We start from the raw sequence: 16,634 nt of genomic DNA on the forward strand, positions 1-16,634 counted from the left end.
AAGAGAATGCTTTTAATAGGCATTCTCTTTCTTTTTTCTACATCAATGTTTGCCTCTGCAATCCTAATTCCTATGGATGCAGAATCACAAAAAAATCATTTAAAAGCATACGGTATTACCTATTGGATGTTAGCGAAACAACAAAAAGTGCAATGGCTTCTTAACTATAGAGGGGGATCTTTTTTATTGCCAGATGGAGAAGCTATCCGCAAAGAATGCCAAATTAGGGGGGTGTCTTTTGAAGTTATATCGGATAGTGAAGCCAATGCAATTCTTGAAGAAATTTCTAGTCCGTCTAAAAACCAAGAAGCAGTTATTTTAGAGAAAGCACCGAAAATAGCGGTATATACTCCTAGTGGAACATTACCATGGGATGATGCAGTAACCATGGTATTAACCTATGCCGAAATTCCGTATGAAACGGTTTATGATGAAGAGGTTCTAGAAGATGGCTTAGTTTTATTTGATTGGCTGCACCTACACCATGAAGATTTTACAGGGCAATACGGGAAATTTTATGCGGCTTATAAAGCAGCACCTTGGTATTTGCAAAGCAAAAAAGATGCAGAAGCATTAGCGACTAAACTTGGATACAGTAAAGTATCCGAAGAGAAAAGAGCTGTGGCTTTAAAAATTAGAAATTATGTTATTGGTGGAGGGTTTATGTTTGCCATGTGTTCTGCAACAGATAGTTTTGATATTGCATTAGCAGTTTCTGATGATGTAGATATTTGCGAGGCTATGTTTGATGGTGATCCTTCGGATGCAAATTATCAATCTAAATTAAATTATGAAAAGACCTTTGCGTTTAAAGACTTTACTTTAGAGCGGAATCCTTTGGTCTATGAATTTTCATCTATAGATATGACCACAAAAAGAAATATTAATAAAGAGAGTGATTATTTCTCTTTGATGGATTTTTCTGCCAAATGGGATCCTATACCAACAATGCTTTGTCAAAACCATACGAGCTTAGTAAAGGGGTTTATGGGGCAAACCACTTCTTTTGAACGTTCGGAAGTTAAACCAACCGTTCTTGTATTAGGAGAGAATAAAGTCAATGGAGAAGCCCGTTATATTCATGGCATAAAGGGAAAAGGATTTTTTACATTTTATGGAGGTCATGATCCAGAAGATTATCAGCATAGAGTAGGAGACCCAAAAACGGAATTAGAATTGCATCCTTCTTCTCCTGGTTATAGACTTATCTTAAATAATGTTTTGTTTCCTGCAGCAAAAAAGAAGAAGCAGAAAACATAATCGTGCTTCTTTAAGAAGAATTAAGGTTGAAAACAATTCTTTTTTTTTAGGGGCTGACAGAGTGTAAAATTTTCCTCCTTTAAAAAAATAACGATGTATTTACGTGTATCCGTATGCTAGCAAACATTACAAAAATTAATCCCCCATTCGAAAAGGTATTTAAACGAAGCTAAAGAATTTATAGCAAAATACCCTCAGATTACTTCTGAATTTAGAGGGTGTTCTGAAGAAGAAATTAAGACTTTGGAAAGTTTGCATAACTAAAATATACCTGAAGCATTTAAAGAATTTTTAAAGTGGTTCGGTAAAAGTGGTGGAAAAATTCTTAGAGGAACTGATTATTATTATTATTACCCTTACTTGTCAGGAGAAATATATCAAGATTGGATTGAAGATGAAATTGTACCAATAGGATACAAATTTAATGATGTTGGTTTAAATATTTTAAACAGAAATGGTTTTGATGGACAAGAACTAATGAAAGATTCAATGGTAATTATGAGTCATCAAGGATATGCTGTTGAATTTATAAAAACAAATGAAGGCAATAATCCACCTGTATACATATTTGTAGAACAAGGAGATTGGTTAAAAAAATGACCAACAATCTGGGGGAATACTTTTAGCGCATATTTATTAAATATGTTGGAACAAGAGATTAAAGCATTGGAAAAGATAGGTCTCTTAAAATAGAAATTTGATAACAAGGAACTGTGGTTAATAACCTAGGACGTTTGTGCTTAGCCGAAAGTTCAATGCATAGTGATGAAGTACGCTAAATTTAAAATTTGGCGTTTACATCGGAAAAGATAAAAGCAAAATATGGCTATGTGCTAGACCAGAAATTTAGTGACTATTCTCACGATACGTTTCATAAACCGACCCTTAGCTTTGATATAAAAAAACGACATAGTTTAAATGAAATTAACACAAATTATTGGTTCTCAAAAAAAGAATTTGAACTAATTAAAGAAAAATATTTATTGAGCTCAAAAGAGAAAACGATTGATATAGAGTAAATTGGTCATCAAAAATTAATAGAGACACATTCTAGAAAGGGACTAAATATTATTGGTAGTTGTTTTGTTTTAGTAGCTTTAACTTGTTGGATTACACCATTTTTTAATGAAAACCCGAACGATGAATTAGATGTGTTAATCTGGGGCGGAATATTTATGCTAGTCCTTGGGATTACATGTTTTAAAGCCCCAATGGATAACACTTTAACTTTAAGTGGTGGTTATGTTAACTTGCGTTTTTTTCTGGATTCACCATCGAAAAAAGAAGTAGAAATATTTGTAGACACACTCATAAAATTATCCAAGGAAAAAATAAAAGCTAAATATTCTCGAATTGATGCAGACCTGCCAGAATAAACATTTATGAATCAATTGAACTGGTTGCTGAATAATAAACTTATCAGTGAAAATGAATATACTGAAAAGAAAAACGAGTACAAAATATCTAAACTAACGAGATAAATACCAAAGCTAATATCTGCTATTACCAATAGAACATAAAGCGCTATATTTAATTGATTTGTCGTGTTTTCTGGAAGCTGCCAAATCTTTTAAAACTGTCATTAAAATAGAAACAATTATTACAAAACCTACCTTGCCGGCAGGCAGACAAAAAAGCCTTGGCTAAGCGTTAAAACGGAAGGGATAGTACTTATATGATAATCTTATTGTCATAGTTAACTATTGCCAGTAATTCAAGAAAAAAATTATTACTTTGCAAGTAGAAATGAAAAACCCAAGAATCAAATGTTACAAATGCATGATGCCTTCAAGCTCATGTATTTGTAAACACATTAGTCCTTTCCAGACTAAGACTCGTTTTATTATTCTTATGCACCCTAAGGAGTATAAAAAAGAAAAAAATGGAACAGGACGCATGACTAAGCTTCAACTTGAAAATTCAGAAATTATCGTTGGAGTCGATTTTACAAATAATAAACGTGTAAATGAAATACTCGCTAAAGAGAAAAGTTGTTCTTATTTGCTTTATCCGGGGGAAGATAATTTTAACTTATCAATAAGAAAAAGTTCAGAAATAGTTTCATTTATGAGTGATAAGCCGCACATTTTTATTTTAGATGGCACATGGCCTTGCGCGCGTAAAATGCTTAAACTGAGTAAGAACTTGCAACAATTAAAAAGAGTGAGTTTTGATAATACAATAAAGTCAAAATTTATTATCAAGCAACAACCAGCATCTCTTTGTCTTAGTACTATTGAGTCCGTCTATACGGTCTTAAATTTACTTAAGAAAGGTGATTTTGAACAATGCGAGACAGAGGGTTTTCTTATTCCTTTTGAAAAAATGATTGAGTATCAAATAGAATGTATGCTAGACTCAAATAATAAAAACGATCGTTCAAGTGCAAATGGAGCGCTTATCCCTAAGAACATATATAAGAAAATTTCGGAAAGGAATATTATTTTTGAACAAGAAAGTTAGCGGCCTTTTTTGTGAATGTTAGTTGTTAGAGAATTAGTTATTAGCTTAAACGTAATGAAACTGATTAAAAGCGATCGGTTACTAGAATTTAGTATTTAATACACGATACAAATATAGTATGAATAGTAGCTAGTGGCAACGAGCTACGGCCATAAATCATGACATCATAGCTCTTACTACTTCATAAGATTTTCCATACTATTATCGTTGGTAGTAATTATAAACGAAAAAACTATCGCTTAAATATTTAAGGAATTGTAATTGACAAAAAGTATTCAGAAAAATTAACTGCATTTGCCTCCTGGACTAGATGAACTATACTTTTTAAGGAAGAAATTATGTCAGAGGATACTTGCGAAAGTTTTGAAGTAGGAGGTAATTGTGTTTAGAGAAGTAGCTTGCTTTCTATAAAGAATATGCTTTTTATTTCACTATTTTTATATGCCAAACCTTAGCCACAAGTAAAAAAAATGAAAAAGAAATTCTTAGTATTGATCATAACCATTATTTCATTTAGCTGTAAAAGTGAAGAGAAGAAACAGGTTAATTTAGAAGATAAAGAAGCGATAGAGAGAATTGAACTTGTAGAACTAAACTTGAGTACGTTTAAAATTGAAACTGATGAAAATTTGACGTACAGCCAGATTAAAAATTCGGTTAAAAGAAATTTAGAACGTTTGAATGATACAGAAATAGATTCTGCGTCAAAATTGTTTGAGAATTCATTGTTAAAAAGAATAATTCCGAGATGGGAAAATACGCCTTGGTCATTTGAAGGACATACATCAATACCAAAAAAAGGAGAAATAGCTTGTGGTTATTTTGTTTCAACAACGTTGAGAGATGTGGGATTAAAATTAAATAGGTATAAATTAGCTCAACAATCACCAATTAATGAAGCTAAGAGTTTAGCGCTTAATAAAAAAATAATTACTATAGTTGAAGAAGATAATTTGAAGAGAATTCAAGAAATTCATAATAGATTAAGTGAAGGAATTCATTTTATTGGATTTGGAAGAGGGCATGTAGGCTATATTTTTAAACAAGGTAAGGCGTTGTATTTAATACATTCAAATTATATGGGAGGGCGGAGAGTAGAAATAGAAAAAATAGAAGATTCAGATGTCTTTAATAGTTTCGTTGAAATTCATTTAGTTGAATTAAGCACTAATAAAGAATTATTGAACTATTGGAGAAGTGGAAGAGAACTAAAAATAGTACAGTAGGAGAACCTTTGTCAAATTAAGAATGGAGGTGAAAAACAACTCTTTTGTTCATTAGATTTAAACACGATCAATATAGGCTATAATATATTTTCGCCCTTTTTTTATGCTATTTTAGGAGCTGAATAAGTTTTCGATTTTCCCTTTAAAAAAGCAGCATACTTGTATGCCAAATCTATGAGACAAACAAGCTATATAATTTTATTATTAATTTCTACTTGGAGTTATTCTCAAAACAATTCAGGCGATGCTGTTTTTAAAAAAATAATTCATTACGAAATTCAACAAGATACCATAGGAATTTACATCAGCTGTGAAAAATCTAAAGCATTTTTTGACAAAGAAGATTTGAAAGAGCAAACAGTACTTGAAGTACCTGAAAAAATCTTAAATGAACTTGAGGAAAACGCCACAAAAAGTAATCACGGAAGTTGGGATTCAGAATTAATCACTGAACTTAATTATGGCTCAGATTTTATTAAATCAATGCAATGTTTGTCTCTAAAAGAGGCGCAATTATTATATGATAAAAAGAAAAAAAGACAACATATTATCACTCTTAGCGAGCCTGTCTTTGATAATGATTATGAAAATTGTGTTATATCGGTATCTTTTCAATATTTTACTGGAAGTGCCCATGGGTATAGCTATTTTCTTAAAAAAACAGATGGAGTTTGGACGGTAATAGCTTATTATGACGCGTGGATATCCTAAAAAAATAGTATATAGAACAGAGTATACCAAAATGCTAATTTCACTTAAACCAAAGTCAGTTGCTTTGTTTGCTAACTTCTGATTTTCCTTCTGTAAACCTTTACACACACACACACAAACAACATTCATATACATAAACGTTGAAACATTTTTAAAAAGACTATTTGCAAATGGAAAAACCCATTATTATTTCTGAAAACAGGTCTAAATTATTGACAAATGAACGATTTGAATTCGGTTATTTAGAAGTAAAAGAGAGCCTAAAGAAATTGAAAAAGGATGGATTAATTGACGAGAAGCAATTTGAGAAAATTCAGACCGAAGATATGCTCTTAAAAATAAAATACAAGACCTATAAAAAATGTGTTCGGAACATAATAATTGGGCTCGTATTGACGGGAATTGGATATATCGGTAATTCTCCTGCCATCTATGCAGTATTACTCATCGGAATTATATTTTCGGTTAGCTCCTTTTTTGGTGTTTTATCCAATAGAATAACAAAAAATCAAAAGGCATACCTGAAATAAAAAACGTGTTATGGCTAAACCTATAAACAATAAAGGGTTCAAGCTTAATCGAAAAGTCTGTGTATATTTATAGAGTCCCTATACCTCATGGAGGTAGCATTAGACAAAAAAATAAAACTAAACCTACCTCACCGGCAGGCAGTCCATAAGATTTAGCTTCGTTAGTAGATGGAAACGAAAAGTTTCGTTACAACGGCAGTACATATAGCTCGGTCTTAGTAATTAATTTAAACAAAACAATTAATTGATTTACATCATTATCATTATTATCGGTTTATTGATTTTTAGCGCAATCATATACGGTACCTATTACTCAAGCATTCCGAAAGATTTTATTAAAGTGGAAAATGAAATTCTTTATTTTGAGGAACGTATCAGATGGGAATCAGAAACGGGAGGAAACACTGGTCATATAAGTATGCCAACCTGGTATGAACCTATAATTAGTTATAACTATTTAGATATAAAATATATGTATAAAGCGAAAATTAATATAAGTTTAGACGCTCCAGACTTCAATAAATCCATAGAGATTTTTATTAGCCCGAAAAATCCAGAAGATGCCAGACACAAACTTTCAAAATAATTTACCTAAGAAGTTTACGACCGCCAGCGTGTATGAAACAAGCGACTATATAGGGTTCAGTGAGTTAGATGAAAATCTTAAAATATTAGTTAGCTCTCTAAAAGTTAAATCTTTAATTTTTAAATATGAAAGAAAAGACAAAAAAACTATACTCGGTCATTATACTAATTTTAATTTCTGGTTGGAATCAGAAGAGAAAAAGTTAATCCTTTTAGATTGTAAAATAAATAGGAACATGTTGTACGATTTCTTATCAATTTTAAATAAATTCTGTCAGGAAAATATAATTATACTCGATAATCATTTTGAAAAAGATGGTTATCGAATTGATATTTTAAAAAACAAATTGTTAGAAAAATCTATAAAGAAGAAAATTAATTACAGCAAAACAGAAACGTAGTGTGGATTTTGATATTAACAACAAGATATCTAAAGATGTATAAAGTCACTAAATCTATGGATGTTGTACTTTAAAAGACAAAATAAGAACCTCACCTACGAACCGAGAATTTAGCAAATAGTTACTAAAATAATATTCAATTTTGAATATATATATCATAGCCATCATTAGCTTGCTGTTGCTTTTGTGCAATTCTGATAAGAATTCAATAGTTGGTAATTGGCAAATAATTTCACTACAGAGTGATAGAGGGAATGAATTAAAAGAAGGCGATTATAGCTATACTTATGCGTTTAGAAAAGATGGTACATATGAATCTCATTTCCAAGGTGATACTACCCAAGGACAATGGGTTCTTGATTCAAAAAATAAAACAATTGTATTTGATGAGGGCTTCAAAGTTATAAAGGGGTTTTATAAACTGAATTCTAAAATGCTTTCTCTTGAGGTTAAAAAATATATTGGTAAAAGAGAAGATGCTTCTTTTGGGACAATTTTTATAAAACTTGAAAAACTACAGTAAGACTAATTATAGCATTTACCGCCAAATTGAAATATGCACTAAATGACTTAATCGAATGGTTTGTGTATTTTCAGATGGTTACAAAACATTTTAATGTGGTATTAAACATGAAAAATTAAAACAAAATTAAAAGAGTTTGCTAAGTTCAGATATGAAAATTGCTATTTTTAAATCCCGTACTATGCAGCGCTAAGTGTAATTTACCATTAAAATAAAAATTATGGGTTTATTTGATTTATTCAAAAAAGGAAAAAAAAAGAATCAAAAAGGATTTGAATTTGAAGTTGATTTAAAAAAACATTTAATAGATAATTTTTATATAATTCGTTTGCCTATAACATGGAATTCCTATGATAGCGATAGATTTAGGGCTAAAACTAATGATGGGAAATTACAAATGTCCATAGCTAATTATACGAGTCAGGATAAGAAGGATATAAAAATTAATAGTTCTTTTTTTAAAGACTTAAAATTAGAATTATATGACCAATTTGTCACGGAAGGTGAATACGAGGCTTATGAAGATTTAAAAATTACTGATGATTTTATCACTAAAAGTTTTAAAGTCGATCAAGAAACTCAATATTATTATACAACGGCTAAAAATGTAAATGGTCAATTAGTCATAACTGACATAATTATTAGAGAAATTGGAGCTTATAATAAAAAAATGCAGCCTCTATTGCAAATAATAGGTAAATCAATAGAAGTAGCGTAAAGCCCCTTGTGAAAAAACATAGTAATTTGGCTGCGTAAAAAAGGCAGAAAGACTAGCGGTTAGTTTATAAAAAAAATTTAATTAAAAACGTATATGGGTTTAAAAATAAAACTTGTTTTACTAACAATACTCTTAAGTAGTTTGGGCTTTGGACAAAAAAAAAGCAGTTTTGAAAAAGACATAGATTTTGATGGTGTTATAGATACGGTATATGTTGATAGAAATAAGTCGAAAATTATTTGTGTTTTATCAAGTATGAAGTTCTCTAAAATAGAAAGTAAGGAGGTACACATGCAAGTTATGAGTGGAATTTCAGATGCCAAAAATGGTTTCAATTTTGAAAATAATTATATGAGAGCCGGCTATTCTAATCAGTTTAGGTATGATCCCAAAACTGAAAAAATTAGGCTGATTGGTATAAAATTTTATGAGTTTTGCAATACTAATAGTAATGATGCTTGCGGAGATGCAAGCGGTAATTTTTTAACAGGAAATTTTATTGGCGAATGGATATACTTTGAGGAGCGTGATGATAAATATATAAAAATACCCATGGTAAAAGTAAAGGTTTCATTTAAAAATATTTCTTTAGAAGACTTTAATGAAGATACTTATTTTGATTTTGGAAGTACTACCTATGAAATATCTTGTGAAGCTAGAGATAAAATGTTGGCAAAAAGAAAATAGCTAGCTGTGAACTAAGATAAAATAGCTCTTTTCGTCTAGGTTTAAACTAGTACTTATTTTTTTAGGTTATTTTAGAACCTGAAAAAGTTTGCAAATCTTCCCCCAAAGAAAATTACGTTATACTTACATATATCCGTACGTTGGTAATAATTATGAAAAAAACAATCTTCATCATTTATTTTATTTCCTTATGTAGCTGTACAACTGATAATAAGAAAAATAGAAATAATGGACGAGAGAACCTCAAAAACATAATAGAAAAAACTGAACAACGGATTGACTATACATACGTAATTGCAAAATCAGGATTAAATTATAGAACAGAACCTAATGGAGATGTTATTGGGAAATTCAAATTTGGCAATAAGCTAAATATTATCATGAATACAGGTATTACTAAATACATATACGATAATGGTTATATTATTAAAGGGGAATGGTTAGGTATAGAATCGCAAAATGATACTGTATATACTTTTGGAGGATATTTATCTAAAGATAAGGATATAAATATTTATAAATCTAAAAAGCGATTAAGATATTTATATTATTCAAATGGTGGTTTAATAGGTTACTTTAGTGATGGGACTATAACAGGATGTGCAAGATGTGACCCAGATATGAGTAATATAAGTTCTATGTATACAAGTCAAACTACAGGAAGAACTTATACCGTAAATGATAGGGGAGAAATATTAGAAGAAAATAATTATAGTTATGACTATGGTGATGGTCCAACAATAATTAAACCGATTGAAGTTGATGAATATGGTGCAAGAGAATGGGGAATTATTAACTACAAGGAAGTTTTCTGATTTTTTAAAAGAAAAACATATTTTAATGAGCGGGTTTCGTATAAAAAAAGTAAAATTAAATAGGCAAAAATAGAAGTATACTACTATAAATAAAGCTGAACATGCAACAACATAAAGAAACAAAGGGGATTTGTGCTAACTCCTAAGTTCTGTGTTTGTTTGCAAAGTCTGCTAAAGGTAAAATTGGGCATTTAAACCAAAAATAAAAGCTACATATTTATATGGAGCTAAGTTATAAAAACCGAAGTGTAGTGCTTATTTACTGCTCTACATTTCGTATACTAAATTTTGTAAACCATTATGATAGATTTATCTCATGCTGAGAATCGAATTCGCTGTGTCACGAATTTTGAAGACCTTATTTCCATGCCTTTGCTTGGAGAAATTAATGCAAATTGTTGGACTCGTGAATTAGTAGGCAATTTTTCTGAGATTATTAAGCAAGTAGAACTAAACGGAAATATAGCGGAAATTGATCAAGAGGAGCTTCGTGAACTTAAGTTGAGTGAACAAGGACAACTTGCTCGTGAAATTCTTTTAAACGATTTTAAGGCATTAGAAGCCCATGGCGCATCTCCAATTCTTAATTTGATCAAGTGTTATGAAAGGGATGATGCTTACCCTTTTTTTCCTACGGATGTTTATTCTTTTCATGTAGACCGTTCTCCCATAGCAACCGATACCTTTTTATGCACTTACCATGGGGCAGCTAGTGAAATATTACCCAATTCACAAGCCAATCAAAAAATATTAGTTCCTGAAATACGTGATGAACTTAAAAAACTATATGGTGGCCCAGATGCAGGTTTTGAATCATTTTTAAGTGACTATTTCTTTGATTTACACTATGAATCTAAACCTAAGGCGCATATTGTGAACCTAGGTGTTGGTCACTTATGGAGGTTAGCTGTTGATCATCCTGATAGTCAGGTTCTTCCTTGTATTCACCGTGCACCAAAGGAAAAAACGGGAGAGAACCGTTTGTTAATGATCTGTTGAATACAAATCATAATAAGAACAATAGCGTTTTAGGAACGCTGTAATCCAACAAAAGACACATTAGCTCTTCGAGTAAAATTACATAGAGAAATTGAATGCGTTTTAATATGCGCTATAATAATATAGAATGGTTGCGATTAATTAGTTTTTTTTGATTGAGGATCAAGTGTTTAAATGAAAAAAAGTTCACGACAATCTATGAAAATTGCACTTATGCGCTAAATTAAAAGTTGGACTCTTTTATGCTATCTTTGGTTTCTATCTGAAAAATTACACGTATAAATTTGCTGCTTTTCATGTACAAAACCGTTGTAAGCAATTTCGAAAGAGATAATTAGTATAAAAAAATATGATGAAATTAAAATGTATATTCAAACTGTTATTAGTTTTGCTGGTTGTTAATCTAGTTCTAATTTCGTGCAAGGAGAAGCAAAAAAAAATCATTGAAAATTTCAGCAATGAAAAAATAGTAGCACAAAACTCAGCTATCAATACAGATACTCTAGTTTACGCTGAAAAAGACCATTCCAAATCTGGCAGTACACAAATTATTTCAAAAGGAAGAATTACGCTTGGACATGAAGTTAGTGCTTTTTCTCCTTGTGGAGATGATAATGACTTTTGGATTTGGGCAGATGAAGAGGTGAAAGATGTATACTACAATTTAACAAAAGACAAAGAGCCATACACCCCGATATTTGTGAGCATTGAAATTATTGATAGAGGAAAATCAGAAGACGGGTTTGCTGCTGAATATAAAAGTACCTATGAAGTAGTAAAAGTTTTAGAGGCAAGAAATATCTCAGACATGGATTGTGACTAAAGCTGCTTACAGTACTACCTAAATGTAGTACGCATTTTTGGATAAAACCGAATAGCTCGTATATATTTATAATGGAGCTAAATCTCTAGGATTTAGCATTGGACAAAAATATACATCTATATCCGCCTCACGGAAGGTAGACAAAGGGCTTTAGTTTTATGCGTTGGCGGAAAAAATATCCTTGCTTAATTTCTATGCTTATCCCAGTTGTTAGGTGTATCTAAAAATAACCAATATATAAATGAAACAATTAGTAATCTTTATTCTTGGGCTTTTATCTATAAGTTTACTTAGTAGTTTAATTAATCTTGATGACACAATAAAATGTTCTGATAACGGATGTAATGGTCAATATATAGGTGCGGAGTTTATAAACAGGTCTGATATAGCACATCAATTTTCCAACAAAATGTCGGCAAAAGTTGGAGACAAGCTCAAAGAATTATTTAAAGTTGGTAAATATTCGAAAGTCGATTTTGATCATATTATAATGACTACAAAAGGAATGGGAAGCGGAAATGTAACGTATTATTTAGAAATACCTTTTAAACGAGTAAATACAAAATGTGAAGCCTATACTTCTTTCGATCACGTTGGCGGATGGAATCATAAACCTGCATTGAAATCCAGAAAATTACAACTTAAAAATGTTGTTATAGATCATCAAGAATTAGCTATTAGCAACCTTAAAACAACACCCGAAGGGTTACAAGAATATTGGATACAGTGGAAAAACAAGGTTACTCAATCGATGTGTAAATAATAATAACATATATAAAAATAGGTACTGTGCTAAACATAAGATGTAAGCTCTTTTTACACGATATATTTTAAACACTTAGCCGTGGTGAGTTATTAATGAAAAACCGAAAACAGATCTATAAATTTGTTATAAGTATATTATTAATATGGTTTTTTGGCCATATAATGTATATAACAATTGACGGATTAACCAAAAACGAAAAAACAGCTGATATTGCAGTAATTCTTGGGAATAAAGTAAACGAAGATGGTACACTTTCGGAGCGCCTCGAAAAGCGTTTACAATGTGGATTAAGATTGTTCCAAAACGGACAAGTAAAAAAAATAATTGTTAGTGGAGGTTTAGGAAAAGAAGGTTTTTATGAAGGAAACAAGATGAAGGCATATTTAATTAAAAAAAACGTCCCTGATTCTTTGGTTATTATAGACAACTTTGGAAATAACACACTTGCAACTGTTCATAATACAATTAAGTTAAAAGACAGCCTAAATTTTGAAAGCATAATTGTTGTATCACAATACTTTCATTTAACTCGAACAAAAATGTTGTTTAGAAAACAAGGATTGAAAAATATTAGTAGTGCAAGTCCTGAATATTTTGAATTCAGGGATTTCTATTCATTATTTAGAGAATTCGTAGCATATTACGTTGAATAAGAACAGCATATAACAAATAACTGAGTTGTAAAAACAGGCCTTTTTCTTTCTTAAATTCATAAAGTATTGTTCTAGGCTTAAATTGCTGCTTACTCTTTTTTATGCTATTTAAGAGCCTACAAAAGTTTGCAATTCTTCCCCTCAAAGAAAATAATGATATACTTAGGTATATCCGTAGACTTGTACACCATTTGAGAACAAACCATGTGACCTTTAATAATACTGATATTTCTTTAACTGGATTCATAGGAAAAGTAAAAGTTGTTACTGTTTCAATAAACGGAAAAATTTAAGTTGACTGACTTCAAGAAATTAAATTATACAAAAAGGAATTAATAGATAAAGCGATTCGTTGGGTTCCGAAAACTCACAACATATTTAACTACGTTACTAGAATTAATACTGAGGACAATACTTTGCTAAAGGGCATTTGAAGTTGATGTTGATTTTACCACTTATGGAGCAACCGTTTACGCTACCCGAAAAGTGGACTATACTCTTTACTTGAAATTTAAAGATGGACAGTGTAAAATCGAAATAGCTAATTGGCTATTCGACGGAACTGATGCTTTAATGTTATTGATAGGTTATTTTATGAGTTTAGAAGAATATCGTGAATTCAGACTAAAAGCGGTTGAAAACTTTTAGGGAATTGGGAGAAAGTAGCAATCAAATCAATAGAAGATGATAAGAAATTTAAAAAAGATAGCGAGTCTCAACAGAATTATGGGAAAAAGATAATTACGCAAATAGTATAAAACTTAATTCTGATAGATTTAAGCTTATTAAGTTATATAAGAAATAAAGACGAAAAAAATGGCTAGTAGAAAGGGTGTATAATACTATTTATCAAAAATTGCAGTTTTTAGTTTAACCAATGTTAGTCGTTTCGTTTGCTGGTGTCTAATTTTCTTTCGAAAAATCTTCGCATACAAACACGCTACGTTTCTTACCTTAAACGTAAGGAAGCCTAAAAAAAATACTACTAGACAATATACCCAATACAAAAATGAAAAACATATTTACCTTACTCAATTTAGTTTTTTTAGTATGTACACTATTAATTTCTTGTAAGACAGAGAATAAAGAAGAAACTAATTCAAACGCTATACAATTAATAAAATCACAGGACTCAATACAGGGGCTAACTCCAAATATACAGGAAGAAAAAACTACTATTTCTGTATCAGATACCATTCCTAGTGGTTTTATAACCCAATGGTATCTAGACTATGAAGATACTATCACAATACTTACTGATGTTCCTGATTATACATATGATTATATTATTGATTGGGGTGATGGAACTAAGGATAGCCAAGTACAAGAAGACATAACTCACTCTTATGATGAAGGCGGGTACTATACGGTTACTATTACGGGAATGTTTCCGTGCTTTATTTTAGCTGAGTCTGATGACACAGAAAAACTAAGGTCTGTAGAACAATGGGGGACTCAAAAATGGGAATCTATGAAGGGTGCCTTTGAAGGCTGTAAGTATTTAAATATTAAAGCAACAGATACTCCAGATTTATCTAAGGTAACAAATATGCAATATATGTTTTATCAATGTGGCGATTTATATGGAAATTTTAAAGATTGGAATACTTCAAAAGTGACTAAAATGAGCGGTATGTTTGTAGAAATCGACAGTTTTAATGAAGATATTAGTAGTTGGGATACCTGTAAAGTAACCGATATGAATTATATGTTTCAGTACACTTCAAGTTTTAATCAGCCTATTGGCAATTGGAACACCTCTAATGTGAAGGATATGGAAGGTATGTTTGCTGGTGCAAGCGCATTTAATCAAGACATAAGTAATTGGAACACATCTAATGTAACAAATATGTCTTCAATGTTTTACAAGGCAGAATTATTTAACCAACCTATAGGCAAATGGAATACTTCTAACGTCACCAATATGAGTTCTATGTTTGAGAAAGCTAGTAGCTTTAATCAAGATATTAGTAATTGGAACACCTCTAAGGTTACTAAATTCTCTAAGATGTTTTCTTTTACTCAAAATTTTAATCAACCTATTGGTAATTGGAATACTTCTAATGTAACAGATATTTCTGGCATATTCTATGAAGCAAAATCGTTTAATCAACCCATAGGTAACTGGAACATTTCAAAAGTGACCAGTCTAAAACAAGTATTTTACAAGGCTGATTCATTTAATCAAGATATTAATAATTGGGATACTTCTAATGTAACAGATATGAATGAAACATTTTATTATGCTAAATCATTTAACCAACCATTAGAAAAATGGGATATCTCAAATGTTAAGAGTTTGAAAGACTTGTTTTTTAGAGCCCATTCTTTTAATCAAACACTTAATAACTGGGATACTTCTAATATTACTAGTTTGGAAAATGTATTTGATGGAGCATGGTCTTTTAATCAACCTCTTAACAATTGGAATACATCTAATGTCACAACAATGAAAAACATGTTTCATCAAGCAAATGCTTTTGATCAAAACATAAGTAACTGGGACACTTCAAAGGTCACAACAATGAAATCTATGTTTGCGGAAGCAAAGGCTTTTAATAAACCGATTGGTAATTGGGATATCTCTAATGTAGAAAATATAAATGAGATGTTTTTAATAGCCGAATCATTTAATCAAGATATAAATGATTGGGATATATCAAAATTAACAGTTTTAGAAAAAGTATTCTATAGTGCTGCTTCATTTAATCAACCTCTTAATAATTGGAACATCGCTAATATTACAAGTATATTTGCTTTGTTTCATAGTGCAGAATCATTCAATCAAAATATAAACAATTGGGACACCTCTAATCTTAAAATTATGTCTTCTGCTTTTCATGCTGCCAAGGCATATAATCAACCTCTTAATAACTGGGATACCCACAACGTTATGCGCATGGCAAACGTTTTTGGATATGCTGAATCATTTAACCAAGATATCAATAATTGGGATACCTCTAATGTTAAGTCTATGAACAATATGTTCAATAATGCAATTGCTTTTAATCAAGATATTAGTGATTGGGACACCTCTAATGTTACTAATATGGATTCTATGTTTGAAGCTGCCAGTTTATTTGATCAAGATATAAGTAAATGGAATACATCTAAGGTTAAGTACATGAGTTCTATGTTCAGAAATGCACTTACTTTTAATCAAAATCTATCAACATGGCATATCTCTAAATTAACTTCTGTTTCAGATATGTTTCAAGATTCAAATCTATCGACAGAAAATTATGATAATTTATTAATAGGGTGGCAAAATCAAGAAAATAACAATCGCTTGACTTTTGGAGTAGGAAAAACAACATATTCTACTAAGGGAAAAGAAGCTAGAGAAAAAATAATAAGTAAAGGCTGGGAAATATATGATGGAGGACTTCGTAAATAATTAGTAATTCATAAAGCAGTATACCAGTTTAGAACTATGAGATTAACGCTTAGTTTAAGCCAGCTTACAACACTATT

19 protein-coding genes are annotated in these 16,634 nt (G+C 30.7%); all 19 read left to right on the forward strand.

Features of this window, described 5'->3' with window-relative positions:
• Positions 1-6: 6 nt before the first annotated feature.
• The 19 genes from CELAL_RS12665 (at position 7) to CELAL_RS21540 (ending at position 16,557) form a co-directional block, all read left to right on the forward strand.
• A complete protein-coding gene (locus CELAL_RS12665) occupies positions 7-1,260 on the forward strand; it encodes a hypothetical protein (RefSeq protein ID WP_013551305.1) in 1,254 nt (417 codons plus the stop codon).
• 360 nt (positions 1,261-1,620) lie between these two features.
• Complete coding sequence (locus CELAL_RS12670; RefSeq protein WP_013551306.1) at positions 1,621-1,860, forward strand: hypothetical protein; 240 nt, start codon at positions 1,621-1,623, stop codon at positions 1,858-1,860.
• A gap of 188 nt (positions 1,861-2,048) precedes the next feature.
• Positions 2,049-2,279, forward strand: coding sequence for a hypothetical protein (locus CELAL_RS12675; protein WP_013551307.1), 231 nt, complete (start codon positions 2,049-2,051; stop codon positions 2,277-2,279).
• A 192-nt stretch (positions 2,280-2,471) separates the two neighbouring features.
• Entirely contained in the window at positions 2,472-2,636 is a 165-nt protein-coding gene (locus CELAL_RS22385; protein ID WP_013551308.1) for a hypothetical protein, read from the forward strand.
• Positions 2,637-2,994: 358 nt separating this feature from the next.
• Positions 2,995-3,723 carry a tRNA-uridine aminocarboxypropyltransferase gene (locus tag CELAL_RS12685; RefSeq protein ID WP_148229676.1) on the forward strand — a complete coding sequence of 243 codons (729 nt, stop codon included), beginning with the start codon at positions 2,995-2,997 and terminating at the stop codon, positions 3,721-3,723.
• 470 nt (positions 3,724-4,193) lie between these two features.
• Entirely contained in the window at positions 4,194-4,949 is a 756-nt protein-coding gene (locus CELAL_RS12690) for a hypothetical protein (RefSeq protein ID WP_013551310.1), read from the forward strand.
• Positions 4,950-5,123: 174 nt separating this feature from the next.
• The gene (locus CELAL_RS12695) at positions 5,124-5,660 is read left to right on the forward strand and encodes a hypothetical protein (protein WP_041557725.1); all 537 of its coding nucleotides are present in this window, start codon (positions 5,124-5,126) and stop codon (positions 5,658-5,660) included.
• Positions 5,661-5,830: 170 nt separating this feature from the next.
• Complete coding sequence (locus tag CELAL_RS12700; RefSeq protein ID WP_013551312.1) at positions 5,831-6,190, forward strand: hypothetical protein; 360 nt, start codon at positions 5,831-5,833, stop codon at positions 6,188-6,190.
• Positions 6,191-6,467: 277 nt separating this feature from the next.
• Entirely contained in the window at positions 6,468-6,776 is a 309-nt protein-coding gene (locus tag CELAL_RS12705; RefSeq protein ID WP_041557726.1) for a hypothetical protein, read from the forward strand.
• Positions 6,751-7,176, forward strand: coding sequence for a hypothetical protein (locus tag CELAL_RS12710; RefSeq protein ID WP_013551314.1), 426 nt, complete (start codon positions 6,751-6,753; stop codon positions 7,174-7,176). The genes CELAL_RS12705 and CELAL_RS12710 overlap by 26 nt, the downstream gene beginning before the upstream one ends.
• 142 nt (positions 7,177-7,318) lie before the next feature.
• On the forward strand, positions 7,319-7,699 hold the full coding sequence (locus tag CELAL_RS12715) for a lipocalin family protein (RefSeq protein ID WP_013551315.1): 381 nt from the start codon (positions 7,319-7,321) through the stop codon (positions 7,697-7,699).
• Positions 7,700-7,919: 220 nt separating this feature from the next.
• Positions 7,920-8,417, forward strand: coding sequence for a hypothetical protein (locus CELAL_RS12720; protein WP_013551316.1), 498 nt, complete (start codon positions 7,920-7,922; stop codon positions 8,415-8,417).
• Positions 8,418-8,510: 93 nt separating this feature from the next.
• Entirely contained in the window at positions 8,511-9,104 is a 594-nt protein-coding gene (locus CELAL_RS12725; protein WP_013551317.1) for a hypothetical protein, read from the forward strand.
• A gap of 152 nt (positions 9,105-9,256) precedes the next feature.
• Complete coding sequence (locus CELAL_RS12730; protein ID WP_013551318.1) at positions 9,257-9,919, forward strand: SH3 domain-containing protein; 663 nt, start codon at positions 9,257-9,259, stop codon at positions 9,917-9,919.
• Positions 9,920-10,219: 300 nt separating this feature from the next.
• Positions 10,220-10,918 carry a hypothetical protein gene (locus tag CELAL_RS12735; protein ID WP_013551319.1) on the forward strand — a complete coding sequence of 233 codons (699 nt, stop codon included), beginning with the start codon at positions 10,220-10,222 and terminating at the stop codon, positions 10,916-10,918.
• 349 nt (positions 10,919-11,267) lie between these two features.
• Positions 11,268-11,741, forward strand: a complete 474-nt coding sequence (locus CELAL_RS21535; RefSeq protein ID WP_052303998.1) for a hypothetical protein — start codon at positions 11,268-11,270, stop codon at positions 11,739-11,741.
• A gap of 241 nt (positions 11,742-11,982) precedes the next feature.
• Positions 11,983-12,504: a hypothetical protein gene (locus CELAL_RS12745; protein ID WP_013551321.1), complete on the forward strand. Its 522-nt coding sequence runs from the start codon at positions 11,983-11,985 to the stop codon at positions 12,502-12,504.
• Between the two features lie 164 nt (positions 12,505-12,668).
• A complete protein-coding gene (locus CELAL_RS12750; RefSeq protein WP_148229677.1) occupies positions 12,669-13,160 on the forward strand; it encodes a YdcF family protein in 492 nt (163 codons plus the stop codon).
• A 1,009-nt stretch (positions 13,161-14,169) separates the two neighbouring features.
• The gene (locus CELAL_RS21540) at positions 14,170-16,557 is read left to right on the forward strand and encodes a BspA family leucine-rich repeat surface protein (RefSeq protein WP_013551323.1); all 2,388 of its coding nucleotides are present in this window, start codon (positions 14,170-14,172) and stop codon (positions 16,555-16,557) included.
• Positions 16,558-16,634: the final 77 nt, after the last annotated feature.

It is taken from the genome of Cellulophaga algicola DSM 14237 (assembly GCF_000186265.1).
Lineage (GTDB): Bacteria > Bacteroidota > Bacteroidia > Flavobacteriales > Flavobacteriaceae > Cellulophaga > Cellulophaga algicola.